27 protein-coding genes and 1 tRNA gene are annotated in these 26,356 nt (G+C 65.0%); 14 read left to right on the top strand and 14 right to left on the bottom strand.

Translation table 11 applies throughout. The features are described 5' to 3' along the window. Positions 1–41 precede the first annotated feature (41 nt). The 6 genes from AC1C2Q_RS14245 (at position 42) to AC1C2Q_RS14220 (ending at position 6,795) form a co-directional block, all read left to right on the top strand. Positions 42–317, top strand: coding sequence for a multidrug ABC transporter ATPase (locus AC1C2Q_RS14245; protein ID WP_495431874.1), 276 nt, complete (start codon positions 42–44; stop codon positions 315–317). A gap of 2 nt (positions 318–319) precedes the next feature. Further along, positions 320–2,047: a helicase-associated domain-containing protein gene (locus tag AC1C2Q_RS14240; RefSeq protein ID WP_495450655.1), complete on the top strand. Its 1,728-nt coding sequence runs from the start codon at positions 320–322 to the stop codon at positions 2,045–2,047. Positions 2,048–2,104: 57 nt separating this feature from the next. Beyond that, positions 2,105–3,748: a DNA repair helicase XPB gene (locus AC1C2Q_RS14235; protein ID WP_495431872.1), complete on the top strand. Its 1,644-nt coding sequence runs from the start codon at positions 2,105–2,107 to the stop codon at positions 3,746–3,748. Between the two features lie 218 nt (positions 3,749–3,966). After that, positions 3,967–4,653 (top strand): response regulator transcription factor, encoded by a 687-nt coding sequence (locus tag AC1C2Q_RS14230; RefSeq protein ID WP_033106665.1) that lies wholly within the window; start codon positions 3,967–3,969, stop codon positions 4,651–4,653. 18 nt (positions 4,654–4,671) lie between these two features. Further along, positions 4,672–6,381, top strand: a complete 1,710-nt coding sequence (locus tag AC1C2Q_RS14225) for a sensor histidine kinase (RefSeq protein ID WP_495431871.1) — start codon at positions 4,672–4,674, stop codon at positions 6,379–6,381. A gap of 126 nt (positions 6,382–6,507) precedes the next feature. Beyond that, the gene (locus AC1C2Q_RS14220; protein ID WP_439280766.1) at positions 6,508–6,795 is read left to right on the top strand and encodes a WXG100 family type VII secretion target; all 288 of its coding nucleotides are present in this window, start codon (positions 6,508–6,510) and stop codon (positions 6,793–6,795) included. 77 nt (positions 6,796–6,872) lie between these two features. Here AC1C2Q_RS14220 and groL read toward each other — a convergent pair whose 3' ends face one another. The 4 genes from groL to AC1C2Q_RS14200 form a co-directional block, all read right to left on the bottom strand. Beyond that, the gene (gene groL / locus AC1C2Q_RS14215; protein WP_495431869.1) at positions 6,873–8,492 is read right to left on the bottom strand and encodes a chaperonin GroEL; all 1,620 of its coding nucleotides are present in this window, start codon (positions 8,490–8,492) and stop codon (positions 6,873–6,875) included. Positions 8,493–8,602: 110 nt separating this feature from the next. Then, a complete protein-coding gene (locus tag AC1C2Q_RS14210; RefSeq protein ID WP_495450654.1) occupies positions 8,603–9,178 on the bottom strand; it encodes a LytR C-terminal domain-containing protein in 576 nt (191 codons plus the stop codon). 58 nt (positions 9,179–9,236) lie between these two features. Continuing rightward, the gene (locus AC1C2Q_RS14205; protein ID WP_495431867.1) at positions 9,237–9,494 is read right to left on the bottom strand and encodes a DUF3263 domain-containing protein; all 258 of its coding nucleotides are present in this window, start codon (positions 9,492–9,494) and stop codon (positions 9,237–9,239) included. 9 nt (positions 9,495–9,503) lie between these two features. Then, positions 9,504–10,496 (bottom strand): DUF2332 family protein, encoded by a 993-nt coding sequence (locus AC1C2Q_RS14200; RefSeq protein WP_495450653.1) that lies wholly within the window; start codon positions 10,494–10,496, stop codon positions 9,504–9,506. Between the two features lie 74 nt (positions 10,497–10,570). On the opposite strand from AC1C2Q_RS14200, the gene msrB reads away from it, so the two are divergent. Both msrB and AC1C2Q_RS14190 read left to right on the top strand, forming a co-directional pair. Beyond that, on the top strand, positions 10,571–10,981 hold the full coding sequence (gene msrB / locus AC1C2Q_RS14195; RefSeq protein ID WP_495431865.1) for a peptide-methionine (R)-S-oxide reductase MsrB: 411 nt from the start codon (positions 10,571–10,573) through the stop codon (positions 10,979–10,981). After that, complete coding sequence (locus tag AC1C2Q_RS14190; protein WP_495431864.1) at positions 10,978–11,523, top strand: nitroreductase family protein; 546 nt, start codon at positions 10,978–10,980, stop codon at positions 11,521–11,523. Before msrB ends, AC1C2Q_RS14190 begins: the two co-directional genes overlap by 4 nt. Positions 11,524–11,761: 238 nt before the next feature. On the opposite strand, the gene AC1C2Q_RS14185 is transcribed toward AC1C2Q_RS14190, so the two are convergent. Both AC1C2Q_RS14185 and AC1C2Q_RS14180 read right to left on the bottom strand, forming a co-directional pair. Beyond that, complete coding sequence (locus tag AC1C2Q_RS14185; protein WP_495450850.1) at positions 11,762–12,676, bottom strand: DMT family transporter; 915 nt, start codon at positions 12,674–12,676, stop codon at positions 11,762–11,764. 112 nt (positions 12,677–12,788) lie between these two features. Then, positions 12,789–13,775 (bottom strand): aldo/keto reductase, encoded by a 987-nt coding sequence (locus AC1C2Q_RS14180; protein WP_495431863.1) that lies wholly within the window; start codon positions 13,773–13,775, stop codon positions 12,789–12,791. Between the two features lie 106 nt (positions 13,776–13,881). Here AC1C2Q_RS14180 and AC1C2Q_RS14175 point away from each other — a divergent pair, with 106 nt between their 5' ends. From AC1C2Q_RS14175 to AC1C2Q_RS14165, 3 genes are all read left to right on the top strand, one after another. Further along, positions 13,882–14,538, top strand: a complete 657-nt coding sequence (locus AC1C2Q_RS14175; protein ID WP_495450652.1) for an SOS response-associated peptidase family protein — start codon at positions 13,882–13,884, stop codon at positions 14,536–14,538. 101 nt (positions 14,539–14,639) lie between these two features. Beyond that, positions 14,640–14,777 (top strand): hypothetical protein, encoded by a 138-nt coding sequence (locus AC1C2Q_RS14170; RefSeq protein WP_495450651.1) that lies wholly within the window; start codon positions 14,640–14,642, stop codon positions 14,775–14,777. Further along, positions 14,759–16,147 (top strand): FAD-dependent oxidoreductase, encoded by a 1,389-nt coding sequence (locus AC1C2Q_RS14165; RefSeq protein WP_495450650.1) that lies wholly within the window; start codon positions 14,759–14,761, stop codon positions 16,145–16,147. The genes AC1C2Q_RS14170 and AC1C2Q_RS14165 overlap by 19 nt, the downstream gene beginning before the upstream one ends. A gap of 74 nt (positions 16,148–16,221) precedes the next feature. On the opposite strand, the gene AC1C2Q_RS14160 is transcribed toward AC1C2Q_RS14165, so the two are convergent. Next, positions 16,222–16,944 carry a tyrosine-protein phosphatase gene (locus AC1C2Q_RS14160; RefSeq protein ID WP_495450649.1) on the bottom strand — a complete coding sequence of 241 codons (723 nt, stop codon included), beginning with the start codon at positions 16,942–16,944 and terminating at the stop codon, positions 16,222–16,224. Positions 16,945–17,010: 66 nt separating this feature from the next. On the opposite strand from AC1C2Q_RS14160, the gene AC1C2Q_RS14155 reads away from it, so the two are divergent. Beyond that, entirely contained in the window at positions 17,011–17,310 is a 300-nt protein-coding gene (locus AC1C2Q_RS14155; protein WP_495450648.1) for a hypothetical protein, read from the top strand. 35 nt (positions 17,311–17,345) lie between these two features. On the opposite strand, the gene AC1C2Q_RS14150 is transcribed toward AC1C2Q_RS14155, so the two are convergent. Together AC1C2Q_RS14150 and AC1C2Q_RS14145 are read right to left on the bottom strand one after the other, a co-directional pair. Further along, positions 17,346–17,421: transfer RNA gene (locus tag AC1C2Q_RS14150), tRNA-Thr, on the bottom strand. Between the two features lie 105 nt (positions 17,422–17,526). Beyond that, complete coding sequence (locus AC1C2Q_RS14145; RefSeq protein ID WP_495450647.1) at positions 17,527–18,498, bottom strand: DsbA family protein; 972 nt, start codon at positions 18,496–18,498, stop codon at positions 17,527–17,529. Positions 18,499–18,714: 216 nt separating this feature from the next. Between AC1C2Q_RS14145 and AC1C2Q_RS14140 the strand changes: the two genes are divergently transcribed. Together AC1C2Q_RS14140 and AC1C2Q_RS14135 are read left to right on the top strand one after the other, a co-directional pair. Then, positions 18,715–19,821: an ABC transporter ATP-binding protein gene (locus AC1C2Q_RS14140; protein WP_495431856.1), complete on the top strand. Its 1,107-nt coding sequence runs from the start codon at positions 18,715–18,717 to the stop codon at positions 19,819–19,821. Positions 19,822–19,889: 68 nt separating this feature from the next. Beyond that, entirely contained in the window at positions 19,890–21,194 is a 1,305-nt protein-coding gene (locus tag AC1C2Q_RS14135; RefSeq protein ID WP_495431855.1) for a DUF4032 domain-containing protein, read from the top strand. On the opposite strand, the gene AC1C2Q_RS14130 is transcribed toward AC1C2Q_RS14135, so the two are convergent. From AC1C2Q_RS14130 to AC1C2Q_RS14110, 5 genes are all read right to left on the bottom strand, one after another. After that, positions 21,195–21,833 (bottom strand): NAD(P)-dependent oxidoreductase, encoded by a 639-nt coding sequence (locus tag AC1C2Q_RS14130; RefSeq protein ID WP_495450646.1) that lies wholly within the window; start codon positions 21,831–21,833, stop codon positions 21,195–21,197. A gap of 68 nt (positions 21,834–21,901) precedes the next feature. After that, a complete protein-coding gene (rlmB, locus tag AC1C2Q_RS14125) occupies positions 21,902–22,918 on the bottom strand; it encodes a 23S rRNA (guanosine(2251)-2'-O)-methyltransferase RlmB (RefSeq protein WP_495450645.1) in 1,017 nt (338 codons plus the stop codon). Then, positions 22,911–24,314: a cysteine--tRNA ligase gene (gene cysS, locus AC1C2Q_RS14120; protein WP_495450644.1), complete on the bottom strand. Its 1,404-nt coding sequence runs from the start codon at positions 24,312–24,314 to the stop codon at positions 22,911–22,913. The genes rlmB and cysS overlap by 8 nt, the downstream gene beginning before the upstream one ends. A gap of 54 nt (positions 24,315–24,368) precedes the next feature. Further along, the gene (gene ispD, locus AC1C2Q_RS14115) at positions 24,369–25,601 is read right to left on the bottom strand and encodes a 2-C-methyl-D-erythritol 4-phosphate cytidylyltransferase (protein WP_495450643.1); all 1,233 of its coding nucleotides are present in this window, start codon (positions 25,599–25,601) and stop codon (positions 24,369–24,371) included. A gap of 147 nt (positions 25,602–25,748) precedes the next feature. Continuing rightward, the gene (locus AC1C2Q_RS14110; protein ID WP_495431850.1) at positions 25,749–26,231 is read right to left on the bottom strand and encodes a CarD family transcriptional regulator; all 483 of its coding nucleotides are present in this window, start codon (positions 26,229–26,231) and stop codon (positions 25,749–25,751) included. Positions 26,232–26,356 lie beyond the last annotated feature (125 nt).

Here is a 26,356-nt window from a genome sequence, read left to right as displayed (position 1 = left end):
CCCATCAGCCTACCGGTGTTCCAGGGACTAGGCTGAGACGGATGAGCACCCAGAATTCCGGACCGGAGGTTTCCGTCCGCAGATTGGATCGCACCCTCGCTTTTACAGCGCTGACGCTCGCCGCGCTCTCGGTCATCTGCTTCTTCGCCATCATCATCGGCAGCGCGGTCGGAATGGATCAAAATTCCTTCGGTAGCGGCCTCTGGCCTATCGTCGCGGGCATCCCGCTGTATGGCCTACCCATCGCGTTCGTGATGATCATCACGCTGCTCGTGATGAGTTTCATACGGAAAGGCCGCGCCGCCAAGCGCTCCTGACCATGAGCACGCATGCACGCCCGCTCGCTGTTTGGCTGGCTGCTGCGCGCGATTCACAGCTAGCCACACTCTTCGAAGCACGCGGGGTGCGCACCGATGTCGCATGGCTCGACTTCTTCGACGCAGCAGAAGCTCTGCTGGAACCCGCATCCATCGAGCGGATGCTCCCGCGCCTGACGCTCACGGAAGCCACAGCATTGCATCGCGCAGTCGGTGGCGAAGGCGCTGGCGCTGAGACCGAGACACTTCTGGCATTGGCACTGCTGCGCCCAGACGGCACGCCTGCTCCTCCCGTCGCCGACGCGGTGGGCTCTCGAGACCGTCCGCTCGCTGCCGAGACCGCTGCGACGCACCCTGCCTCCGAGGAAGCGAATGCCCATGCGGCCGAGCGTGCATTCACGAGCGTTGCGGCGCTTGCCGACGTGCTACTGCTGGCCAGGGAGTCGCCGCTCGCCCTGCTGACCAGCGGAATCCTCGCCGCCGGAGAAAAACGACGCATGGCGGATGCCGGTCTTCCCGTTGACGTTGTTGATGACCTCATAGCACTTGCCGAAGGTGCCGATCTGATCACGACGAGTGAGCGTCAGGTGCGCCTGACATCGGTCGGCGAGGCATGGCTGCGGCTCGCCGCCGCCGAGCGCTGGGCTCAGCTCGCAGATGCATTCCGGGCAAAGCTCCCCCGCGGGCTGCGCACGACGGGCGACGGTTGGCTGCCTGTGTCTCTGTGGGATCGTCAGCATCCATGGGATTCGTCCTGGGGCGAGCGCAGCTCAATTCTCAGCGAACGCGCGCGCCTGCTCGGGCTGATCGCCGATGGCGGGACCGAGCCTGTCTGGGCTTCGCCATTGCGCGAAGGCTCCCCAGCGGACGCCGCCGCACTGCAACGGATGCTGCCCACCGAAGTCGACCGCATCTTCTTGCAGAATGACCTGTCCGCGATCGCACCTGGCCCGCTCGCGTCGGGGCTGGATGTGCGACTTCGAAGCATCGCCGCCAGAGAATCCGCGGCCCAGGCCTCCTCGTATCGCTTCACAGCCGAGTCGGTCTCGCACGCCCTGGCCGCTGGCGAAACGGCATCATCCATCCTCGAGTTCCTCGGCGAGTTGTCCCTGACCGGCATCCCACAACCACTCGAGTACCTCGTCACCCAGACCGCGCAGCGGCACGGTCTCGTGCGCGTCTTCACGGATGCCGAGACTGGCCGCACCCGCGTCACCAGCGTCGATGCCACACTTCTTGATTCCGTAGGAGTCGACCAAGCGCTGCGTCCGCTGGGGCTTGCTCGGGATGCCGGTGGGCTCAGCTCTCGCGTCGGGCGCGACACCGTCTACTGGGCCCTGACCGATGCCCGCTATCCGGCGACCATTGTCGGCTCTGACGGTCGCCCACAGGTCGTTGACCGCAACCCGGCTCCGCCACAGGAGCCCGTTGCGGCAGCATCCTACGATTCGCTCATTGCACGACTGCGCGCGCAGCAGGGCCCCGATGCGGATGCCGCGTGGCTGGATCGCGAGCTGGAAGCGGCGGTGCGCGCCAAGGCTGTGCTGCTGATCGAGATCGCGATGCCCGATGGCTCCACACGCGAACTGCAGCTCGAGGCGAGCGGTCTGGGTGGCGGACGACTGCGCGGTCGTGACCGTGCAGCCGATGTGGAGCGCACTCTTCCGGTCAAGAGCATTCGTTCCGCGAAACTGGTCGGCCCTTCGACGGGCTCAGGGACCAGCAGGTGAATTTCAGGTGCCGCAGGTTGAGTCCTGTGTCGCCTCGGCGCGGTAGACTAGCCTGCTATGTCTGATGGCCCACTGATTGTCCAGAGCGACCGCACCGTCCTGCTCGAAGTCGCACACGCGGATGCCGAGAGCGCCCGCCACGAGCTGGCGATCTTCGCCGAGCTGGAGCGCGCCCCCGAGCACATCCACACCTACCGGATCACCCGTCTCGGACTGTGGAATGCGCGCGCCGCCGGCCACACCGCCGAAGACATGTTGGAGACGCTTGACCGCTGGTCACGTTTCCCGGTGCCGCCGTCGGTGTCCGTCGATCTCCGTGAGACGGTGAACCGCTACGGACGACTGGTGATCGAGCGCGACGACGAGGGCACTCTGATACTCCGCTCGAGCGAGCCGGCCGTGCTCACCCAGGTCGCGAACAACAAGCGCATCCAGCCGCTGCTGGTCGGGCATCCCTCCCCGGACACCTATGTCGTCGATGCGTGGGCGCGTGGCCAGATCAAGCAGGAACTGCTGAAGATCGGCTGGCCTGCCGAGGACCTCGCCGGGTATACCCCTGGAACTCCGCACGAGATCGATCTGGCCGAGGACGGCTGGCACATCCGGCCCTACCAGCAGGATGCTGTCAACGCCTTCTCCAAGGACGGCTCAGGTGTTGTGGTGCTCCCCTGTGGCGCAGGAAAGACGATCGTCGGAGCAGGCGCTATGGCTGCAACGAAAACGACAACGCTAATCCTCGTGACGAACACAGTCTCGGCGCGGCAATGGCGCGATGAGCTGCTCAAGCGCACATCGCTCACCGCCGAGGAGATCGGCGAATACTCCGGACAGGTCAAGGAGGTCAAGCCAGTCACGATCGCGACTTACCAGATCCTCACGGCGAAGCGGAAGGGCGAGTATGCCCATCTGTCGCTGCTCGATCAGATGGACTGGGGCCTCATCATCTATGACGAGGTGCACCTGCTGCCGGCACCGGTGTTCAAGCTGACCGCTGATCTGCAGGCCCGCCGTCGCATCGGCTTGACGGCCACTCTCGTGCGCGAAGACGGTCGCGAAGGCGATGTGTTCAGCCTCATCGGCCCCAAGCGCTTCGATGCCCCGTGGAAGCAGATCGAGGCGCAGGGGTTCATCTCCCCCGCGGCCTGCTACGAGGTTCGCGTGGATCTGCCGCCGGATGACCGGATGGAGTACGCCGCTGCGACGGATGAGGACCGCTATCGGCTCGCGGCATCGTCACCAGTCAAGATCGACGTCGTACGCGAGTTGATTGCAAAGCACCCCGGTGAACGCATCCTCGTGATCGGCCAGTATCTCGACCAGCTCGACACACTCTCCGACGCGCTGAACGCACCGCAGATCACCGGCGCCACACCGATCGACGATCGTGAGAAGTTGTACAACCAGTTCCGCGAGGGTGAGATCGAGCTGCTCGTCGTATCGAAGGTCGCGAACTTCTCAATCGATCTACCAGAGGCATCCGTCGCGATCCAGGTATCAGGGTCATTCGGCTCCCGTCAGGAAGAGGCCCAGCGTCTGGGGCGTCTGCTGCGCCCGAAGGAGTCCGGTCACACGGCGAGCTTCTACACGCTTATCGCTCGCGACACGGTCGACCAGGATTACGCGCAGAATCGCCAGCGTTTCCTCGCTGAGCAGGGCTACAGCTACACCATCCTTGACGCCGACGCGCTGGAAGCGGCGTAACCGGTCACTCTGAATCGTCAGCAGGGCTGGCGCCACAGCGCCAGCACGGGCTGACGCGATCGGCCAGCATTGCGCCACACTCAGGGCACACCTGGGCGAGCCAGCAGGCGGAATCTCCGCCTACTTCGTCATCGTTCATGCCGTCAGGCTACTCCGAGAATTCGGGCTCTCCGAAAGATAGTCAGCCTTCGCATCGCTGAAGTCACCATAATGGGGAGATGACTGATGCGCGCATCCTGGTCGTCGATGACGAGCCGAACATCCGTGACCTACTCTCCACAGGCCTGAGCTTCGCCGGATTTCAGGTGAAGACGGTCGCAAACGGTGCAGCCACGATCTCGGCTGTCCTCGAGGAAGAACCAGACCTCATCATCCTCGACGTCATGCTCCCCGACATGAACGGGTTCAGCGTGACCAAGCGTCTGCGTGGCGCGGGCTTCACAGCCCCGATCCTCTTCCTCACGGCGAAGGATGACACGCAGGACAAGATCGAGGGTCTGAACGCCGGCGGTGACGACTACGTCACCAAGCCGTTTGCCCTCGACGAGATCGTCGCTCGCGCCCAGGCGATCCTCCGCCGCACGATGCAGGCCGACGAAGAGTCGATCATTCGTGCCGGCGAGCTGTCGATGGATCAGGACACACATGACGTGTTCGTAGGCAAAGAGCCAATTGAGCTCAGCCCAACCGAATTCAAGCTGCTGCGCTACCTGATGCTCAACCCCAACCGTGTGCTGTCGAAGGCGCAGATCCTCGACCACGTGTGGGAGTACGATTTCAACGGCGATGCAGGCATCGTCGAGAGCTACATCTCGTATCTGCGCCGCAAGATCGATCCGCACACCGAAGAATCCGTCATCCAGACCAAGCGCGGTTTCGGCTACATGCTGAAGGTGGGAAAGTAGCCCACGAAGGGAAGCCGCATGGGGCCTCAGCCTGACGCCGTCACCGGCTGGTGGCGGCGCATCAGCCTTCGCGCGAAGGTCACCGGTGTCACCGTTGCAGTCCTCGCGCTCGGCCTCCTCGTCGCCGGCATCGGGACGGTGCCATTGCTGCGCAATTCCCTCGTCAACAACATCAGCGCGCAACTGCCGTCACTGGTCACAAGCGACCTCGCCAACCGCTGGTTCGACATTCAGGCGACCGACGGCAACCTGACGTTCATCGAGTCGGAAACTGCTCCACGTTCAGCCGAGTACTTCTTCGCGATCTATGCCGCCGATGGCACCTTCCTCGCACAGGCGGGAGGCACACCGGATGCGCAACCGCCAATGTTCCCAGAGACGTTCACTCTGGAGCAGGCGCACGCCCAGGAAGACAAGATTCTCGCCCTGGAGAGTGCAGACGGCAAAGCATTCACTGCGTCCGTCGCCGGTCGCAGTGGCCCAGCCGCCACCCTGTATGTGCAGTATGTGGCTTTGCCCCTGGAAGAGGCAGACCGCATCATCGGCCAGTACTTCGCCGTCTATACGACGGTCGCCCTTGTCACGACGCTGGTCGCGGCGCTCCTCATCCGCGGCCTCGTCACCCTCACGTTCCGTCGCCTCGGGCAGGTCGAATCCACTGCAATGCTGATCGCCTCCGGCGACTTCAGCCAACGACTCACCGACATTGAGCCCAGCACCGAGGTGGGCAGGCTAAATCTCGCGATCAACACGATGCTTGAACGCATCGATGAGTCAATCGCGCAGCGTGACCGGACAGTGCGGCATATGCGTCGCTTTATCGGCGATGCCAGCCACGAGCTGCGCACTCCGCTGGTGAGCGTGCGCGGTTATGCGGAGCTTTACCGGATGGGGGCGATTCGCGGCGAAGAGGACACCGCCAGGGCGATGGAGCGCATCGAGAAGGAAGCGATCCGGATGGGGGTGCTCGTCGAGGATCTGCTCGCTCTCGCGCGGCTTGATGAAGAGCCTGAACTGCAGATCGTGCCACTTGATCTGCGGCCGATCGCCCGTGACGCCGCGCTCGATCTACGTGCCACTGCCCCGCGGCGAACGATCACCGTCGTCGATAAGACCGTGGATGCTGTGCCCACCGCTTCGGTGCGGACACACCCGCCGCTGCCGGAGACAAGCAGCACACCCACCACCCGAGCACGCGCGGGTGCGCTCGCCCGGCTGCGCCGCAAGCCTCGCAACACCGGGCCGGCGATGCCAGAGATCGACTTCACCGAAGCGGAAGACACTCCGGTGCGCACTCCGCCGATCATCCTCGGCGAAGAGAACAAGGTGCGCCAGGTGGTGGCGAACCTGCTGGGCAACGCGCGTCGATTCTCTGCGGAGGACAGCCCGATCGAACTCGTCGTCGATACGGATCGAGCGGCCGGCACCGGCAGCATCTCGATCGTCGATCATGGTGAAGGCATCCCGCCGCAGATCCGCGAGCAGATCTTCGAGCGCTTCTGGCGCGCTGACACGTCCAGGGCCCGAGAGACCGGCGGTTCCGGCCTCGGCCTCGCTATCGTTTCTTCGATCGTGTCTGCGCTGCACGGCAGCGTGCGCGTCGACGAGACGCCGAACGGAGGGGCCACATTCACCGTGACCTTCCCGCTCGCGCCAGCTCAGGCGACTCCCGCGCACCTGCTGGAAGACACCCAACCGCTGGAGCGACTGGACCTTGAGAACCTCTGAGACACGCACAGCTGACTCGTTCTGCACGCATTTGTGAGGGTGTCCGGCATCCACGGAACGTGGCTTCTCCCGCCACGCGCAGATCGGCGTTCTCGTAACGTATGAGCTCCGACGAGAGGAGTTCCCATGTCCGTATATACCGTCGACACCGAGGCAGTCTTTGCAGCCAACGGTGCCGCGAGAGCCACGATGGAACGGCTGCGCAGCGAGTCGCTTGCGCTGAAAGCACAGCTCACCCAGTTGCAGTCCTCATGGACAGGCGCCGCATCCGTGGCGTTCCAGGGCTGCAGCGATCAGTGGAGTGCCGCCCAGATGCATGTCGAGCAGGTGCTGGATTCGATCGGCGTTGCGCTGGGGTCTGCGGCGACGCAGTACTCCGACGCCGATCAGTATTCGGCGAGCCTGTTCCGCTGACCCCGGTTGGCCCGACACCGGCGAAATGCAGAAACGCCCCGGCCGAGGCCGGGGCGTTTCTGTCTAAGCGTGTGGACTTAGAAGTCCATGCCACCCGTGGGGTCGCCAGCCGGAGCTGCGGCCCGCTCAGGCTTGTCGGCGACAACAACCTCAGTGGTGAGGAAGAGGCCGGCGATCGAGGCTGCGTTCTGCAGCGCCGAGCGCGTCACCTTGGCGGGGTCGATGATGCCAGCGGCGAACATCTCCACGTACTCACCGGTTGCGGCGTTGAGGCCGTGACCGCTGGGAAGCTCGGAGACCTTGTGAGCGACAACACCGGGCTCGAGACCGGCGTTGAGCGCGATCTGCTTGAGCGGAGCGGAGATGGCGACGCGAACGATGTTCGCACCCGTTGCCTCGTCACCCGTGAGCTCGAGAGCATCGAGAGCCTTCGTACCGGCCTGGATGAGCGCGACGCCACCGCCGGGGACGATGCCCTCTTCGACGGCTGCCTTCGCGTTGCGAACGGCGTCCTCGATGCGGTGCTTGCGCTCCTTGAGCTCGACCTCGGTTGCAGCTCCTGCCTTGATGACCGCGACGCCACCAGCGAGCTTGGCGAGACGCTCCTGGAGCTTCTCACGGTCGTAGTCGCTGTCGGTGTTCTCGATCTCGCGGCGGATCTGGGTCACGCGACCCTCGATCTGCTCGGTCTCGCCAGCACCCTCGACGATGGTGGTCTCGTCCTTGGTGATGATGACCTTGCGCGCACGGCCCAGCAGGTCGAGGGTCGTGTTCTCGAGCTTGAGACCGACCTCTTCGCTGATGACCTGAGCACCCGTGAGGATCGCGATGTCCTGCAGCTGAGCCTTGCGACGGTCGCCGAAGCCGGGAGCCTTGACGGCAGCCGACTTGAAGATGCCGCGGATCTTGTTCAGCACCAGAGTCGCAAGAGCTTCGCCCTCGACGTCCTCGGCGATGATGACGAGTTCCTTGCCGTCCTGGATCACCTTGTCGACGACCGGGAGAAGATCCTTGATGTTCGAGATCTTCGAGTTCACGATGAGGATGTAAGGCTCCTCGAACACGGCCTCCTGGCGGTCTGCATCCGTCACGAAGTACGGGTTCAGGTAGCCCTTGTCGAAGCGCATGCCCTCGGTGAGCTCAAGCTCGGTACCGAAGGTCTGCGACTCCTCGACGGTGACGACGCCTTCCTTGCCGACCTTGTCGATCGCCTCGGCGATGAGCTCGCCGATCTCGGTGTCGGCGGCGGAGATGGATGCCGTGGCGGCAATCTGCTCCTTGGAGTCGATCTCCTTCGCGCTGGCAAGCAGCTCAGCGGTGATCGCTGCAACGGCCTTCTCGATGCCGCGCTTGAGCGAGATCGGGTCGGCGCCGGCTGCGACGTTGCGCAGGCCTTCACGGACGAGTGCCTGAGCGAGGACGGTCGCGGTGGTGGTTCCATCACCTGCGACGTCGTCGGTCTTCTTGGCGACCTCCTTGACGAGCTCCGCACCGATCTTCTCGTACGGGTCGTCCAGCTCGATCTCCTTGGCGATCGACACACCGTCGTTAGTGATCGTGGGAGCGCCCCACTTCTTCTCAAGCACGACGTTGCGGCCGCGCGGGCCGAGGGTCACCTTGACAGCGTCGGCGAGGATGTTGAGGCCGCGCTCGAGACCGCGACGGGCCTCCTCATCGAAAGCGATGATCTTTGCCATGAGTTTTGTCGTCCCTCCTGGACGTAGACGTTCTGGTTAGCACTCACAGTACGAGAGTGCTAACGCCCATTCTGGCACTCGACCCCATCGAGTGCAAGCTACGGAGGCGACTATTCCGCGGGAGTCTCCGCAGACTCGGGAGCGGCGGCCGTACGGTCGAGGCCGATGACGACAACGAGTTGCTTCTGCTCCGGGTCATTCGGGTTCGCGTAGAAATCGCTCTGCTCGACCTGAGCCCCACCGATCACATCGGCAAGTCCGATCGCTGCGAGCTGATCAGCGTCTGCCACGTAGTAGACGGTGGTGTCAGCGAAGTCCTGCGAATCGGCCGGTCCGTTACTCACAGCTTCTGCGGGCCAGCCGGCATTGATGATGGCGTCCCGCATCAGCACGTCCAGACTCTCTTCCGGCGTGGCGTTGTACACAAGTACCGAGTAGGACGTGTCAATGATGCCCTCGACATCGGGCGCGGGCGCTCCGGAGGAATCCGCACCGGGGAACAGAGTGATGCGTCCCATCAGCATCAACGCGACGAAGATGCCGACGACGACGATCACGAGTGCGGCAACAAAAGACCACAGCAGCACGACCCAGCCGTTCATTCCAGGGGCTTCGGCTCGATGCGCTCCTACGCGTCCAGAGGAACGGGGAACATCATCGAAGCGATCTTTGACGGGCTGAGGCACTCGTCGATGTTATCTGGCGGGGCCTTGGAATCCACACATAGTGCGCAGTCGGCGTCGCTCAGCCCGCGAATCCACGCATTCGCGCCACGCGCTTATCCGTTCTACTCTCGCGCAGCCGACGCAATCGTCGCACCAGCAGAGGGTCATGATCGAGCGCCTGCTCTGTGTCGATCAGCCGTCCGAGCAGTTGGTAGTAGCGCGCAGGACTCATGCCGAGCTTCGTGCGGATCGCCTCTTCCTTCGCGCCGCCGTGCCGCGGCCATGCGGCTTCCAGCGCGAGGATCGCGCGGTCGCGATCCGTGAGGTCTCCGAGCATGCGTCCAGGCTAAGGGCGATTCCCCGGCGAACCAGCGCGCCACTCCCACCAGCGCCCCAATGGGTCGGCGGCCGCACGCACTTCCCCGTCGACTGCGACGACGAATCCCGGCCAGGTGCTGGCATCCACCGGCGGATGCCAGGCGTCATGAAGTTTCGGCGCATCAATGGTGATCCAGCGCGCTGGCAGGTGCTGCAGTTGCGTGATCAGCGACTGCCGCCGCGCCCAGGGAATATGGGCGAGAACGCCGGGCGTTGTGATCACGAGCGTCGCGCCTGGTGGAGCGGATGCAGCGAGCGCCACCACCTGTTCCCCGGCGTCACCGCGCACCATCGTGGGAGGATCTGCCGCAACGATGTCGAGCGCGGCCGTGATCCGCGCCTCCCGACCTGTCTCCCCCGGCCAGACGAGTCCCTGCAGCCAGGCACGATCTCGCGGGTCGCTGGCATCGAGCGGATCAAGGTCGATACCTGCACGCCAGACGATCTGAGGCATCCGCAGCGGCGGGATCTCCCCACGCACCTCGCTGGTGAGCACGACTTCAGAGGGTCCGTCATCCGGATCGAGAGCCGCACGCAGTCTGCCGTCGGCGCCAACGAAGCGATAGGAGTAGCGATCTGGGTAGAGGCAGAGGCCTCCGGACGCGCCGATCTCGAGCAGCGCGATCGGCCCGTCGATCTCGGAGAGCACCGGCAGCAGGGGCGCGAGGCGCAGTGGCTCGTTTGTCTGCACCCGGCGCGCAGAGCATTCCGCGACGATCTCGTCCGCGTGAGCGAGAAGAAACGCCCGCCACGTCTCGAAACCCGCCAGCGGTGCGCCCAGCATCCGCGTCACTGCGAACACCAGCGGGGGCTGCCGATGTGTATCAGGGATGCGGGCGAGCACCGCCTGCACGTCGGCATCAGCGGCGACTCCCGCAGCCCATCCCTCGTACATCACGGAGCGGCCTGGCGCTTCCTCACGCGCGAAACGGTCGTAGCGTTCGCGCACAGCATCCGTCATCCACCCATTCTCACCCGATGTTTGACCTTCCATGCCTCGGCGCGGTGGACAATAGAAGGGACACAGGAGGTCTGATGGACTACAGCGTGAAGAAGACGGATGCCGAATGGCGCGAAGAACTCGGCGACGAAGAGTTCGCGGTACTGCGCGAAGCCTCGACCGAACGTGCCTGGACAGGCGAACTGCTCGATGAGACGCGCGGCGGCCTCTACACATGTGGCGCCTGCGGAACGGAGCTGTTCAAGAGCGGCACCAAGTTCGATTCCGGATGCGGATGGCCGAGCTTCTACGAGTCGATCCGCCCGGAGGCAGTGCAGCTCATCGAGGACACCACGCTCGGCATGAAGCGCACGGAGGTGCGTTGCGCAAACTGCGGTTCACACCTCGGCCATGTGTTCCCTGATGGTTTCGGCACGCCCACCGGCGACCGGTACTGCATGAACTCGCTGGCGCTGAACTTCACGCCCGAGGCACCCGAGGCGTGAGCGCGCTCGACGCGGCCCTCGCACGGCAATCCTGGTCGAAGGTCACCGAAGACGCGCCGACCAGCGACGAGCTGTTGCCGCTGGTGGCCGCGGCAGGTCGCGTTGCAGACCATTCCTCAATGCGACCGTGGCGGCTCATCGAGTTGCGTGGCGACGATCGGTTGGCGCTCGGGAAGGCCATCGCGAAGGCGGAGGGTGACAAGAATCCGTCGTCAAAGCCACTGCGTGCCTCGCTGCTGATCGCGGTGGTGGCCAGCTACCGCAAGAGCGAAAAGGTGCCGCGGTGGGAGCAGGAGGCTGTCGCCTCCGGCGTTGCGCACACACTCAGTCTGCTCTTGGATGAGGCCGGCTGGGGCGTGTTCTGGCGCACCGGCGGCTACACGCGCTCGAAGGCCGTCGCGAAGGCGCATGGGCTGAAGAAGAACGAGGAACTGCTGGGGTGGCTTTACGTCGGCGGCAAGCCGGAGCGTAAGAGGCCTGGGCGACGCAAGAGCGTAAATGCTCGCGAGCTACTGACCCGGATGCCCTCGAAGAAGAGGTAGCCGCGGCAGGCGCGCGGCATCGTGCCCGGCCACCGGCCCGCCTGCTTGCTTCCCGGGCGGGGGCCGCACATGGTCGCATCCTGCGCACCCACGCGGCAAAGTGCACCACCCCACCCGCGGCCCCGCTGCGGCCCGTTCGGGCAGGGGTCACACATGGTCGCATCCTGCGCACCCACGCGGCAAAGTGCGCCACCCCACCCGCGCGGCTCCTGCCAAGCGCGGGACATCCCCGGCGATCTCAGCGAGTCCGGCGCCGCCAGGGCATGGCCACGACAACGGATGCCACGGCCACAATGATCATCGCGATCAACTGCCACATTGCGGGGCCCGCTGCTGCCGGCCACAGCAGGTCGATCACGACAGAGGTGACGAGCTGTCCGAGCACGGAGCCGAGTCCGAGCAGCAGCACACCGGTGTGGGCGACGATCGCTGCTCCCAGCAGGATGTACACGAATCCGAGGAATCCCCCGACGTACAGCCACGGTTCGAGGGGCAACGTCTGCGGCATCCCGCGCACAGCGACGCTGACGCCCGCCGCGATGCACAGCACCAGTGTTCCCGCGATGAAACTCATCAGCGTCGCCGTCATCGGAGACTGCACCCGTCGGGCAAGGCGTCCGTTCGTTGCTGCCTGCCACGCGATGCCGATGCCGGCGGCAAAAGGTAGCAGGAGCAGCCACAGCGGGGTCGTGGCGAGTACATCCCCGCCGAGCGAGATGCCGACCGCGCCGAGCGCGAAGACACCACCGAGCACGCGCCCCGGTGTGACCGCGACGACGCCGGCCGGTCCGAATCCGATGCGGTCGAGCACGAGGCCGTGCAGGGTCTGACCGGCCACAACGCCGACGGTGAAGAGCGAGACGCCGAGCACACCCGCCGTCACGCCCTGCGTCGAGACTGTGAGCGCACCGCAGGCGCCGCCGAGCAGCATCCATGGCGGGATGGTGCGCGAGCGGATGCCGCGCCACAGCCGACCGGCCCCGGCGCGCGTTGAGGGCAGCAGAATCGTGACGACGATGAGGACGACAAGTCCGACGCTGAATGAGATGAGACCAGCGACGATGCCGTCGTCGATGCGGACTCCGAGCACGCCGTTGATCCGCGCTTGGATCGCAGTCATCACTCCGATTGCGACGGCGCCGCCCAGCGCCAAAGGCGCGGACAACGTACGGGTCTCAGTCACTCGTGCACACTACCCGAGCAGAGGTCGTTCCCCTGACCACCGGATGTCCGCGATTTAGCGATTCGCGCCGGCAGTCGTGTGGCTACCAGGCGTACGCCTCCGGCGCCTGCCCACCGGGACCGGGGAAGATCACGTCGAGCTTCTGGAGATCGTCTGTGCTGAGTCGAATATCCAGCGCCGACACTGCCGATTCCAGTTGAGCGACCGTGCGCGGCCCGATGATCGGCCCAGTGACGCCCGGCTGGTGCAACAGCCATGCGAGGCCCAGCGCAGACGGAGTCCAGCCGCGCTCCTGCGCGAAGCTCTCATAGGCGTCGACCTGCGAGCGACGATCGTCGCGGGCGCTCTTGACGCGGTCAGCGTTGGACCGCGCCTTGGCGTCAGATGACACTCCGCTGAGCAGGCCACCGGCCAGCGGCGACCAGGGAAGGATGCCGAGGCCATAGTTCTGGGCCGCGGGAATGACCTCGAGCTCGATCGATCGCTGGGTCAGGTTGTAGAGCGACTGCTCGCTCACCAGACCGAGGAAGTGTCGCTGCTGCGCGATCTCGTTGGCCTGGGCGATGTTCCATGCCGCGAAGTTCGAGCTTCCCGTGTAGACCACTTCACCCCGAGCTACAAGAACCTCCATGGCTTGCCACAGTTCCTGCCAGGAGATGTGGCGGTCGATGTGGTGGAACTGGTATAGGTCGATCCGATCGGTCTGCAGCCTCCGCAGCGACGCGGTCGCCTCACGGCGGACCTGCCATGCGGATGCGCCACGGGCGTTGACGGCATCACCGTCGGGGCCGGGATCAGCCATCGGCGAATGCACCTTCGTCGCCAGCACGATGTTGTCGCGGACACCTGGGCGGGCGGCGAACCAACGACCGATGATCTCCTCCGTTGCTCCACGCCCGGCGGAACCCCCGTATCCGTTTGCCGTATCGATGAAGTTCACGCCCAGCTCAAGGGCACGATCCATGATTGCGAACGCGTCCTCTTCCGAGGTGCGATCGCCGAAGTTCATCGTGCCCAGAACGATTCGCGAAACAGAGGTCCCGGTACGACCGAGATACGTGTAGTCCATGCGAGCCATCCTCACACAGCGTCAGGGAGCGAGGGCCGCACACACTACCCAAACAGAAGCCACTCTTCTGACACTGAATGTCGGTGAGCGGGGCTACTCTTGCCGCATGTGCGCAAGCTACGGGCTGGACCCTCGGTTTGACGATCGCGAGTATCAGGAGGTCGTCGATTCCGCCGTACTCGAGGGGCTTCGGTCTTGGGCGGCGCGCAACGACGGTGAAATTCTCCGCCCGACGGGCAAGAATCTGCGGAACCTGAACCCTATTGTCACTGGTGTTTCGAGCCTGGAGCTCGCCTGGTGGGGGTACTTAGTGAGCGGCGCACCGGCGAGCTTCGCGTCGATCAACACTCGATCCGAACGACTCTCGGGCAGCAAGGGCTCGCTCCCGGATCGCGCGATTGTCCCGGTCTCATACTGGCGCGAGATGGCCAAGCCATCGCGCGTCTGGCATCACTTCACCGCTCCGGAGAACACTCTGCTCGGGCTTGCCGCGGTGACCCGACCTGGTCGCGCCGCCGACGGGACGGACTACACCTGCTACAGCATCGTGATGCAACCCGCCGCGCCACACCTGGAGCACATCCACGAGCGGATGCCGTTGCTGATCAACCCGGGCTTCGCGGAGGAGTGGCTCGAAGCGTCGAGTCCCGGAGGGGACCTGATCAACGCGGCGATCGCTGCGGCTTCGCCGTTCAATGAGAGGATCCGAGCCGCCCCCGCAGATGGCGAAATCCCGCCAAAGGATTCCGCCCAACTCTTCTAGACGGAGAGAAGCCTAGGGGCAAGCTAGCCGACAAAATTCGCTCACCGTTCATTGCCTCAATGTTGACCGAGCTATGGTCAGCTCATCAAAATGAGTAGCCCATGAACTACACGACCCCGCTGCGCCGCGACATCGCCGAGTTCCCCGGCACAGGTGTACTGGTGAGCGTTGGGGTCCGGTCCGCGATCGCAGCAGCGCGCCTCACGAAGGAGATTCCTGCATGTCCCATATCGCTGTGATCGGCGGCAGTGACGCAGGCATCTCCGCCGCCCTGCGCGCGCGGGAGATCGACCCGGATGTCGAGGTGACGGTGGTCGTCGCTGACGCCTACCCGAACTACTCGATCTGCGGGATCCCCTACTACTTCACTGGCGAGGTCGCTCCCTGGCAGTCCCTCGCGCATCGCACCCACGCAGACCTGGAAGCGACCGGCATGAAGCTACGGCTGAACACGCTTGCCACGGACATCGACATCGCCGGGCAGAGGCTCACCGTCCGCGACCAGTCCGGAGCTGAGTCGACGATTGCCTATGACGAGCTCGTCGTCGGGACCGGAGCGCTCCCGTCTCACGCCGGGATCTCAGGCCTGGGCCGGCTGGGACCCGAAGACGGCGTCCATGTCATCCACTCGATGGGCGACACGTTCGCACTCGACCGGCACCTGACCGAACGGAACCCGGCCTCGGCGATCATCATCGGTGCTGGCTACGTCGGCCTCGAGATGGCCGAAGCATTCGTAGCCCGCGGCATGCATGTCACGCAGTTGCAGCGCGGACCTGAGGTCCTCTCCACCCTCGACTCCGAACTCGGCGGCCTCGTCCGCACGGAGCTCGAGGAGCACGGCATCACCGTCCACACCGACACCCTCGTCGCCGCGATCGAGAAAACCCCGGCCGGCCTCGTCGTCACCGGCACCCGTGACGGGCAGTCCGTCACGCACACCGCGGACCTCGTCCTCGCCGTCGTTGGCGTCCGCCCCAACACGACACTCCTCGAGCAGGCGGGCGCGACCCTGGGCGCCGGGCGCGCAGTCGTCGTCGACCAGCAGATGCGCACCGGCCTGCCGCACGTGTTCGCCGCCGGCGACGGCGTCATCACCCACCACCGGCTCCTGGGTGCCACCTACCTGCCACTGGGGACCACCTCGCACAAGCAGGGCCGGATCGCCGGGGAAAACGCGCTCGGCGGGACCGCCCGGTTTTCGGGCTCCGTCGGCACCCAGGTCGTGAAAGTCTTCAACCTTGTGGCCGCCCGCACTGGCCTCCGCGACCAGGACGCCGCAGTCGCCGGCCTCTCCCCGCTGACGGTCCAGTCCGTCGCGGACGACCACAAACGCTACTACCCGGGGGCGCAGCCCATCACCATCCGGATCACCGGCGACACCGCGAGCGGGCAACTGCTGGGCGCGCAGCTGGTCGGCCGGCTCGGCACGGAGACCGCGAAACGCGTCGACACATACGCCACCGCTCTGCACGCTGGCCTCACCATCGCGCAGGTCTCCGACCTTGACCTCTCCTACACACCCCCGCTCGGCTCCCCGTGGGACGCCGTCCAAGTCGCGACCCAGGCATGGACCCGAACCCACACCCGAGTCGTGATCCCTGCATGAGCATCCGCTGATGCGCGCGTTGCAGTGCCACCGCGGGGAACGACAAGGGTGAAGCGGATCGACTTTTCTGACGATCAGCGCGGCGGCAGCAGTTTCTGGCGGAGCTGATCCCGCACGGCCGCATCGACGCCCGCTTGCTCCAGATAGGCCAACGCCCCACCGTGCTCGCTGTCGAGCCAGTCGAACGTCTCGTTGAGTAATTCGGGCGGCGATCCCGCAAGCACCTTGACGAGGTTGTCCGTGATCGGCACGCGGAACCGTCGCACTTTGCGTAGCATCCGCTCTGTCCACACGCCCGACAAATTTGCCGCGGTGGCTGCATAGTCGGCCACGATGACATTGCGGTCGATGTCGAGCGCGGTGAGGATGAGCGCCGACACCAGGCCGGTGCGGTCCTTGCCCGCGGTGCAGTGCACGACGACCGGGCCTTCGGCGGATGCCACAGCACGGATGACCCGTCCGAGATCCTGTTGATGTCGGGTGAGCACCACCTCATAGACGTCACGAAGTGTGAGCGTGCTCGGATCGACTTTGCGCGGTGCACCATCGATCGGAACAGCGAGATAGGACGCACCGGTGCCACGCAGCCTGTCGCGTCCGCCGATACGTCGATCGAACCCCGATCGCAGATCAATGACCTGGCTGATTCCGAGTTCTTTGAGTCGCTCGCGCCCCGCGCGGGTGAGCCGGTGCAGGGCATCCGATCGGTACAGGCGACCGGGTCGCAGTACACCGGGGGCGACCTCGCGAAAGTTGTGCGTGCCTGGCACGTCGAGACGGGTGACGGAGTCGTCCATGTCGCCATGCTAGCTGCGGCCGCACCGACGTCGGATATCGTGGGGCGTCACGCCAGGGAGGAAACCATGTCCGACGAAAAGTCCCGCCCGCGCGCGCTGCGCGATGGCACGACCGAGCCGCGCTTCGCCGAGCGCTACGCGACGATCGACGAGGTGGCCGCGCTGCTCGGCGTCACACCGGTGTCGTTGCGCCAGACGATGCGCCGGCGCGATTCCGGTGAAGCCTCCTCCGCGAGCGATGCGTTCATCGACCCGATCGGGAATGTGTCCGGCTACCTGTGGGATCGCGACGATCTGACACCAGAGGCGATCGCGGCGTGGCACAATCGCCCGCGCAGAGGGCGGAAGCCAAACAGCGCGCAGTAACTGAGACCGCCGACTGGGCGATTCTCGGTGAGAAATGGAGCCGACTGCGGGGTTCGAACCCGCGACATCCTGTTTACAAGACAGGTGCTCTACCAGCTGAGCTAAGTCGGCATGCGGCGCCGAAACGATGCCGCAACACAAATTCTAAGGCACCGCGCTGTCAACTCTGAACGGACAGCGTCGGAGGCGCAGAGCAATCGGTGGACAGTCGCGAGACTATCCGGCCGGTGTCTCGGCAGGTGCCTCAGGCTCGGCGGGCGCTTCAGTAGCAGCAGGCGTCTCGGCCGGCGCCGGAGACGGCGTTGCATCCGTGTCGCTGGCAACGGTGAGCACGAACTGTGAGAACTCCGCAGGATCCTTCAGCGAACCGACATACGCCTCGCCGTTGACAACGACCATGGGTGCACTCGTGAGTACAAGATCGTCGGATCCGGCCAGCGGCCCTGCCAGCGCGCGCGACGTTGCATCCTTCGCCCACGAGACGAAGTCGGCACCCTCGATACAGCTGCGAACGACCTTGGGGTCATCGACACCGACGGCAACTGCGAGGTCGGCAAGCTCAACATCTGTCGAGCCGTTGCTGTCTACCTCCGGCTGATTGATGAGCAGTTCATGGTTGAACGCGTAGAACTGCTCCGGTGAGTGCGTGGCTACGCACGCAGCAGCGGCCGCGGAACGCAGCGAGTACTTCGTGCCGTTCGAGCTTGCCGTGAGCATCGACACCGGGTGGTAGGTCACAGTGACGGCATCCTCGTCGATCCAACCGGCGAGCTGGCGGGCGTTGGCCCGCTCGAACTCTCCGGCCCCAGGTGAGAGGTAGTCGACGTAGATATGCACGTCGACAGCGGCCGCCGACACGGAGGGAGCCGGCTCTGCCTCTTCCTCGAGCACCTCAGGCGCTGGCGTTTCAGGCACACTCTCGCTGCTCGCCTCTGGGACGTCAGACACGATGATGCCGTCGCTCGACATGCCGCTCGGGCTCATCGTCGGCTGTGAGATCGTCGAAGTGACGGCCATGGTCACAGCGGTGCCAATAGCACCGACCGCAACAATGGCGACCACCCCAATGATGATCCTTCGCATGACGCGAACCCTCGACTGCTGGGCGTGCACCTGCTGGGCCTTCTCCCGAACCACCTCACGGGAATTGCGAGGGGTGGGGACGTTCGGCGTTTTGTCGCTCGACATCGTTCCTCTTGAAAGTCTTGTGGGGACGGGCTCCCCGGAGTCCGCTTCGCTGAGCAGCACCGCCTTCGATGTTAACCAGTCAGGCTGGGAAACAACCAGGTGCGCCCATCCGTGCCATACTGAACACGGCCCGATGGCGGGCCACGGTGGAGTCAAATCCACCGCATCCATCACAACGGATCGTCCGGCACGTACCTGCCGGTGAAGGAGAAAACAATGGCATCTGTCACTTTCGATGACGCGACGCGTCTCTACCCCGGCGGTACCCGCCCGGCAGTTGACAAGCTGAACCTTGAGGTTGCAGACGGCGAGTTCCTCGTCCTGGTCGGCCCCTCTGGCTGTGGTAAGTCCACGTCGCTGCGTATGCTCGCTGGCCTCGAAGAGGTCAACGACGGACGCATCCTCATCGGCGACCGCGACGTCACCGACGTGCCCCCGAAGGACCGTGACATCGCGATGGTCTTCCAGAACTACGCGCTGTACCCGCACATGACCGTCGCCGAGAACATGGGCTTCGCGCTCAAGATCGCTGGAATCGGCAAGGAAGATCGTGCCGCCCGCGTGCTTGAGGCCGCAAAGCTCCTCGACCTCGAGGAGTACCTGACCCGCAAGCCGAAGGCCCTCTCCGGTGGTCAGCGTCAGCGTGTTGCCATGGGTCGCGCCATCGTCCGTCAGCCGCAGGTGTTCCTCATGGACGAGCCGCTGTCGAACCTTGACGCGAAGCTCCGTGTGCAGACGCGTACGCAGATCGCGTCGCTGCAGCGTCGCCTGGGTGTCACCACGGTCTACGTCACGCACGACCAGACCGAGGCTCTCACCATGGGTGACCGCATCGCCGTCCTCAAGGATGGCCTCCTGCAGCAGGTCGGCACGCCCCGCGACCTGTACGAGAAGCCGGAGAACGTGTTCGTCGCCGGATTCATCGGCTCGCCTGCCATGAACCTCTTCTCGGCGGACCTCGCTGAGGGTGGCGTTCGGTTCGGTACCGAGGTCGTCCCGCTCGACCGCGACACCGTCGGCCGCGCCAACGGCAGCCAGGTCACGGTCGGCGTGCGCCCCGAGGACATCGTCGTCGGTCCCGCCGACGGCAAGGGCCTCTCGGTCACGGTCGACCTCGTCGAGGAGCTCGGCGCGGACGGCTACCTCTACGGCCACACCGAGATCAACGGCAAGCGCGCCGACCTCGTCGCACGCGTCGATGGCCGCAGCCACCCGATCGCTGGCGACACGGTCACGCTCGCTGCGAGCGCTGGACACGTCCACGCGTTCGACATCGAGTCTGGCCTGCGCTTGAACGACAAGCCGGTCGTCTCGGCTTCGTAGGTTCCATCACACGCGGCGCGGGCTGACCTTCGGGTCGCCCGCGCCGCGTCGTTTCCCCGGGGAGAGTTATGCAGGACGCACTTCGGATCACCGCCAGCAAGGTCAATCCCGAGCTGTTGACACTGCCGTGGTCGACTCCGCTCGCGAAGTGGCCATCCGAGCGCATCGTCTCGCTCCCTAAGGGCCTCTCCCGACATCTGGTGCGCTTCGCCGATCTCGCAGGCCGCGTCGTCGCTGTCAAGGAGACGACTGCGGAGATGGCCCAGCGCGAGTACGACATGCTCGGAAACCTGACCCGCCTGGACGTACCGTGCGTTGATCGCGTCGCGGTGATCGCGGGAAGAACGGATGCCGCGGGCACGCCACTGCCCGCAGTCCTCGTCACCGCGCACCTGCGCTTCTCCATGCCCTACCGCGCACTATTCACCCGTGTGCTGCGCCCCGACACCGCCACCAGGCTCGTCGATGCGCTCGCGCTCTTGCTCGTTCGCCTACACAACGTCGGCTTCTACTGGGGCGACGTCTCGCTGTCGAACACGCTCTTTCGTCGCGATGCCGGCGCGTTCGCCGCCTACTTGGTGGATGCCGAGACCGGTGAGCTGCACGAAGAGGGCCTCACCGAGGGGCAGCGCCTCTACGACCTCGACCTCGCACGCACGAACATCGCCGGCGAGATCATGGACCTTGCCGCCGGTGGACGACTCGAGCACGGCGTGGATGCTGTCGCGATCGCCGACGGAATCGTGTCGTCGTATCACTCGCTATGGGCCGCGCTCACGGCCGAAGAATCATTCTCGGCGAACGAGACATGGCGCATCACTGAACGCGTCGAACGCCTCAACGCGCTCGGTTTCGACATCGACGAGATGTCGATGTCGACCACCGCTGACGGCACGGTCGTCGAGATTCAGCCGAAGGTGGTGGATGCCGGGCACCATCAGCGGCGCCTCATTCGCCTCACCGGTCTCGACGTCGAGGAGAATCAGGCCCGCCGCCTGCTGAACGATCTCGACGAGTTCCGGGCACGCTCGAAGAAGGACTGGGCGGACGAAGAGATGTACGCCCACGAATGGCTCACCCGAGTCTTCGAACCCGTCGTGCGGGCGATCCCGTACGACCTGCGGGCAAAGCTGGAGCCAGCGGAAGTCTTCCACCAGGTGCTGGAGCACCGCTGGTATCTCTCCCAGGCCGGAGGGCGCTCGGTTCCGCTCGCCGAAGTCTTGACGTCGTACATCAACGAAGTGCTGCGCCATCGCCGCGATGAAGCGACGATCATGGGACCGCCCACCGAGACGATGTCTCTGCCGGTGATGACCGGCGCCATGCCGATCTCTGCCGAGGACGAGGCCGTCGACTGGCGTGACCTGGTCTGACTAATACCCGACGGCGAAGTTCTCGCGGCTGTGCTTCGGGTTCTCGATCTCGTCGACGAACGCGACGCCGAGGTCGCGACCGGAGATGAACGAGTCGCCCTTTTCGTCGGTGACCAGCAATAGACCGCCATCGCGGTACTTCCCGGTGCGTTCCCCCGGTGCCCAGACGCCGAACCCGCCGGCGGGGTGCACGAAGAACCAGTCCTTGTCGCTGGAGGTCTTCTGCAGGTCTTCCAACACGCCGATGGCCTCGAGCGCCTCGGCCTTGTACTCCTCGGGGAATCCCGAGTCGATAAGACGGGCGCCACCGGGAGCAACAAGACTGCCACCCGCTCCCCCGACAACGCCCAGTCGTACCGTCTTCGGCAGAGCGGCGAACAGCTCGGCGGTCGCCGGACGCACCTTGCCCACCATGTCCCCACGCGGTGACAGCGCCTGGATCACGACATCGACCTCGTCGATCTGCGCAAGCAGGGTCGGCACATCGAGGATCGTACCCTCGATGTACATCGCACCCGCTACCCGCTCAACAGCTATCGAGCGGGAAACGGAAATCACCGAATGACCGCGCGACACCGCCTCAGCGACGATGTTCGAACCGGCATAGCCGGTCCCTCCGATGACAGCGATACGGGACATGGTTCTCCTTCTGAACAGCAGTGTGGTCTCTCAGCGCCAGCGTCCGCAGTGACCGGATTGTGCCGTGGTCAGAGCTGTGCCCGCACCGTCGACACCTGGTACAGCGCGACGGATGCGGCGATGCCGGCGTTCAGCGACTCGGTCGCCGCCGAAATCGGAATCGAGATGATCTGGTCGCAGTTCTCGGTGACAAGGCGCGAGAGCCCCTTGCCCTCAGAGCCCACGACGATGACCACGGGACGGTCTGCCAGCTGAAGCGCGGGCAGTGAAACATCGCCGCCACCATCAAGGCCGATCACGAATACGCCCTGCTTCTTGAATTCCTTCAGCTGCGTGGTGAGGTTCGTCGCCATCGCCACCGGGATGCGTGCTGCGGCGCCCGCACTGGTCTTCCAGGCCGCCGAGTTCACACCCGCAGAGCGACGCTGCGGCAGGATGATGCCGTGGCCGCCGAAGGCGGCCGTCGAGCGAATGATCGCACCGAGGTTGCGCGGGTCGGTGATGCCGTCGAGCGCCACGAACAGCGGCAGCTCACCGCGGCTGATGACCTGCTCCAGCAGGTCCTGCGGGTGCGCGTACTCGTACGGCGGCACCTTGAGCGCGACGCCCTGGTGCACGCCGTCGAAGCCGGCCATGCGGTCAAGTTCCTGACGAGTGACTTCCATCACCGGGATGCCGCGACCCGTCGCGATCGAGAGCATCTCCTTCACACGATCGTCCATCTCGACGCGCTGCGCGATATAGAACGCGGTCGCGGGGATCTTCGCCCGAAGTGCCTCAAGCACCGAGTTACGACCGGTGACGTTCTCGGTGTCGTCTCCGGCCTTCGACTTCGGCGCGCGGTTCGGGTTGCTCCCGCCGCCGCCGCCGCTGCTCGAGCGTGCGCCGGGTGGACGGCCCTTGCCGCCTGCCGCGGCGTAACGCTCGTTCGCGGCCTTGCGCTTGCCTGCAACGTGCCAGGCGCGGTCCTCTGCCTTGGGCGTGGGGCCACGACCTTCGAGAGACTTGCGTCCGAGTCCGCCTGTGCCCTTGAGCGGGCCCTTCTTCTTACCGTTGTGTGCGCCGGGGCGCGGTGGCTTAGCCATCAATACTCCAATGAGTTCCGTCTGCTGTGTCTTCCAAAGCAATGCCTGCCGCCGCGATCGCGTCGCGGATGCGGTCAGCCGTTGCCCAGTCCTTGTCGGCCCGCGCCTGAGCGCGTTGCGTGATCATCGTCTGCACGAGAGCGTCGAGAGCGGATGCCTCGGCTCCTCCTGCGACGGCCGTGACCGCGCCGTCCAGGCCGAGCACGTCGAGCATCGCGGCGAGCGCACGAGCCGCCTGAATCGCGGTATCTGTGTCGCCAGCATCCAATGCCGAGTTTCCCGCTCGAACCGCCTCGTGCACGGCGGCCAGAGCCTGCGGCACACCGAGATCATCGTCCATCGCGGCAACGAACGCATCCGGAAGCTCTGAGGGCACGAGAACAGCAGGATCAGCATCCGCTGCGCGCAGCACCCGCTGCCAGAATGTGTCAATGCGTCCGAGAGCGGCTTCAGCCTCTGCATAGGACGACGCCGACAGGTCAAGGCTTGAGCGGTAGTGCGCAGCGGCGAGCGCGTAGCGGATCACGAGCGGATCATGATCGGCGAGCACACCCGCGGCGAGAGTGAAATTTCCAAGCGACTTCGACATCTTCTGGCCATCGACGGTGACGAGGCCGTTGTGCATCCAGTACCGGGCGAAAGGGTCACCGGCCGCAGCCGACTGCGCGAGCTCGTTCTCGTGATGCGGGAAGCGCAGATCGAGGCCGCCGCCGTGGATGTCGAATTCCGCACCGAGATACCGCTTTGCCATCGCCGAGCACTCGATGTGCCAGCCGGGGCGGCCAGCGCCCCACGGCGATTCCCAGGTGGCGTCAGCCGGCTCGCCTGACTTGGCACCCTTCCAGAGGGCGAAGTCCTGGGGATTCCGCTTGCCGCGAGGGTCGGCATCCTCTGCCGCCTCCATCGCATCGACAGACTGGTGCGTGAGCGCACCATATTCTGCCCAAGAATGGACGTCGAAGTAGACGTCACCCGATCCGTCGGGTGCAGGGTACGCATGCCCCCGCTCGATGAGCGTCGAGATGAGTTCCTGCATCTGCGGAATGGATGCTGTCGCTCGAGGCTCATACGTGGGCGACAGGATGCCGATGCCGGCATATGCCGCGGTGAACTCCTGCTCGATCCGGTAGGCGAGCGCCCACCAGGGCTCCGAGTCGGACGCGTTCGCGAGCACCTTGTCATCGATGTCGGTGACGTTGCGTACGAAGGTCACGCGCCCGTAGCGATGCGCGAGCCAGCGACGAAGAATGTCGAAGCTCAGCGCCGCGCGGACATGCCCGATGTGCGGTCCTGACTGCACCGTCGGACCACACACATACATCGTGACGTTCTCGGGGTCGAGAGGCACGAAGTCACGCAGCTGCTGTGCGCGAGTGTCATGGAGGCGGAGAGTCACTGCTATAGCTTACTCGGCCCGCTCCCGCATCCCCTGAGCGTGACCTTGCTGAACTCAGCGTTGTGAGGATGCCGAGCGCGGCGGGCTCGCTACGGGCAAGACGAGGGCGACGGCGGTCGCAGCGATGCCTTCACTGCGTCCAGCGAAGCCGAGCCCGTCTGTCGTCGTCGCCGATGCGGAGACCGGGATGCCACCAAGCGCCGCTGACAGCACCGCTTCGGCCTCTGCCCGTCGCGCACTGAAGCGTGGACGATTGCCTTGGAACTGCACGGAGACGTTGCCGATCGCGAAGCCGGCCTCAGCGAGAATCTCACGCGTGCGAGCGAGGAACACCTCACCATGTGCTCCGGCATACTCGGGATGCGCGGTTCCGAAGTGTTGGCCGATGTCTCCGAGTCCGGCCGCCCCTAAGAGGGCGTCGACAATCGCGTGCGCGACCACGTCGCCATCCGAATGTCCGGACAGCGCCGGCTCCCCCGGCCATTCGAGCCCGGCGAGCCAGAGGTTTCCCTCCCCACCGAAAGCGTGCACGTCTGTGCCTAATCCCACGCGAGGAATGATCGGCGCGGACGCCACTGGTCCGGCGAGAATCTGCCGCGCACGCTCTAGATCTGCGGGCGTCGTGATTTTGAATGCCATCGGCGACCCCTTAATGTGTCGCACCGGATAGCCGGCCGCCGCGAACAGTGCGGCATCGTCGGTGTACTCCGCCCCCGACGCAAGCGCGGCCGCATAGGACGCCTCCAACAGTTCGCGCGGAAATCCTTGCGGTGTCTGTGCAGCGGCGAGCTCGGAGCGGTCGACTGCGGCGACGATGTCGCCGGCTTCCACCCTCTTTATGGTGTCGATGACCGCCAGTGCCGGGATGGCTCCCGCGTCGTTCGTCACGGCAGCAACGATGGCATCGATCTGCGACGAGGGGGTCAGTGCGCGCGCGGCGTCATGCACGAGCACTGTCGTGATGTCACCCCACAGCGCGCCGAGGCCCGCAGCCACCGACTGCTGTCTGGTATCGCCGCCGACAACGACACGGCCGAGCTCTCGTCGATTACCGGCAGCCTCGAGCAGAGCCGTCTCTGCATCGCCTTCGTGCCCAGCAGGCGCGACGACGATGACTTGGGCTGGACCGGCTGCAAACACGCCGTCGAGGGCATGTCGAAGCACCGAACGCGCGTCGATTCCGACGAACGCCTTTGGTGCTCCCGCCGCCAATCGGGAGCCGGAACCGGCCGCGACGACAATGATCGCCACACTGGGCACAGGCAGGAGTTCTGGCACGACGGTCACATGCTCAGGCTACCGTCGCCCCGCTCACGGCCCGAGAATCGACCCGCAAAATGAAAAACGTCGTGCACGCATGTTCTTCATGCGGCACGACGTTTCTCGTGGACTAGGTCCTCGTGGTCAAGGTTCTCGTGGTCAACTTCTCGTGGCTCAGGAAGCCAAGACCTCGTCAAGGATGACGCCGGCCTTGTCCTCGTCGCACTTCTCAGCGAGCGCGAGCTCGGAGATGAGGATCTGACGAGCCTTTGCGAGCATGCGCTTCTCACCAGCGGACAGGCCGCGGTCCTGATCGCGACGCCACAGGTCGCGAACGACCTCGCTTACCTTGATCACGTCGCCGGAGGCGAGCTTCTCAAGGTTCGCCTTGTAACGACGAGACCAGTTCGTGGGCTCTTCCGTGAACGGCGCACGCAGCACCTCGAACACGTTGTCGAGCCCCTCCTGGCCGATGACATCACGAACGCCGACTAGATCGACGTTCTCAGCGGGCACCTCAATGATGAGGTCACCCTGGGTGACATTGAGCTTCAGATATTTCTTCGTCTCGCCCTTGATGACGCGATCTTTGACCTCGATGATCGTCGCGGCTCCATGGTGCGGATAGACGACGGTTTCGCCAACCTCAAAAAGCATAAAATCGTGTCCTTTCGGCAACCTCCAGAATACCACAGGCAAGATGCGCTAAGGTTCGCCGCCGCAGCGATCCTGAGCAGCATCACCGATACCCATAGAATAGGTACGGATACCCCAAAGCCTTT

It is taken from the genome of Microbacterium sp. Y356 (assembly GCF_059445355.1).
This window is presented reverse-complemented; position numbering and strand designations above follow the sequence as displayed.

Bases quoted from the DNA above. Each gene is read 5' to 3' on its own strand.
- AC1C2Q_RS14235 (WP_495431872.1), top strand. From the start codon at position 2,105: ATGTCTGATGGCCCACTGATTGTCCAGAGCGACCGCACCGTCCTGCTC.
- AC1C2Q_RS14200 (WP_495450653.1), bottom strand. From the start codon at position 10,496: ATGACGGATGCTGTGCGCGAACGCTACGACCGTTTCGCGCGTGAGGAA.
- msrB (WP_495431865.1), top strand. From the start codon at position 10,571: ATGGACTACAGCGTGAAGAAGACGGATGCCGAATGGCGCGAAGAACTC.
- AC1C2Q_RS14180 (WP_495431863.1), bottom strand. From the start codon at position 13,775: ATGGACTACACGTATCTCGGTCGTACCGGGACCTCTGTTTCGCGAATC.
- AC1C2Q_RS14145 (WP_495450647.1), bottom strand. From the start codon at position 18,498: ATGTCGAGCGACAAAACGCCGAACGTCCCCACCCCTCGCAATTCCCGT.
- rlmB (WP_495450645.1), bottom strand. From the start codon at position 22,918: ATGGCTAAGCCACCGCGCCCCGGCGCACACAACGGTAAGAAGAAGGGC.
- AC1C2Q_RS14155 (WP_495450648.1), top strand. From the start codon at position 17,011: ATGTCCGACGAAAAGTCCCGCCCGCGCGCGCTGCGCGATGGCACGACC.
- AC1C2Q_RS14205 (WP_495431867.1), bottom strand. From the start codon at position 9,494: ATGCTCGGAGACCTCACGGATCGCGACCGCGCGATCCTCGCGCTGGAA.
- AC1C2Q_RS14130 (WP_495450646.1), bottom strand. From the start codon at position 21,833: ATGTCCCGTATCGCTGTCATCGGAGGGACCGGCTATGCCGGTTCGAAC.
- AC1C2Q_RS14165 (WP_495450650.1), top strand. From the start codon at position 14,759: ATGTCCCATATCGCTGTGATCGGCGGCAGTGACGCAGGCATCTCCGCC.
- groL (WP_495431869.1), bottom strand. From the start codon at position 8,492: ATGGCAAAGATCATCGCTTTCGATGAGGAGGCCCGTCGCGGTCTCGAG.
- AC1C2Q_RS14220 (WP_439280766.1), top strand. From the start codon at position 6,508: ATGTCCGTATATACCGTCGACACCGAGGCAGTCTTTGCAGCCAACGGT.
- AC1C2Q_RS14225 (WP_495431871.1), top strand. From the start codon at position 4,672: ATGGGGCCTCAGCCTGACGCCGTCACCGGCTGGTGGCGGCGCATCAGC.
- AC1C2Q_RS14175 (WP_495450652.1), top strand. From the start codon at position 13,882: ATGTGCGCAAGCTACGGGCTGGACCCTCGGTTTGACGATCGCGAGTAT.
- AC1C2Q_RS14170 (WP_495450651.1), top strand. From the start codon at position 14,640: ATGAACTACACGACCCCGCTGCGCCGCGACATCGCCGAGTTCCCCGGC.
- AC1C2Q_RS14160 (WP_495450649.1), bottom strand. From the start codon at position 16,944: ATGGACGACTCCGTCACCCGTCTCGACGTGCCAGGCACGCACAACTTT.
- AC1C2Q_RS14135 (WP_495431855.1), top strand. From the start codon at position 19,890: ATGCAGGACGCACTTCGGATCACCGCCAGCAAGGTCAATCCCGAGCTG.
- AC1C2Q_RS14240 (WP_495450655.1), top strand. From the start codon at position 320: ATGAGCACGCATGCACGCCCGCTCGCTGTTTGGCTGGCTGCTGCGCGC.
- AC1C2Q_RS14245 (WP_495431874.1), top strand. From the start codon at position 42: ATGAGCACCCAGAATTCCGGACCGGAGGTTTCCGTCCGCAGATTGGAT.
- AC1C2Q_RS14110 (WP_495431850.1), bottom strand. From the start codon at position 26,231: ATGCTTTTTGAGGTTGGCGAAACCGTCGTCTATCCGCACCATGGAGCC.
- AC1C2Q_RS14140 (WP_495431856.1), top strand. From the start codon at position 18,715: ATGGCATCTGTCACTTTCGATGACGCGACGCGTCTCTACCCCGGCGGT.
- AC1C2Q_RS14230 (WP_033106665.1), top strand. From the start codon at position 3,967: ATGACTGATGCGCGCATCCTGGTCGTCGATGACGAGCCGAACATCCGT.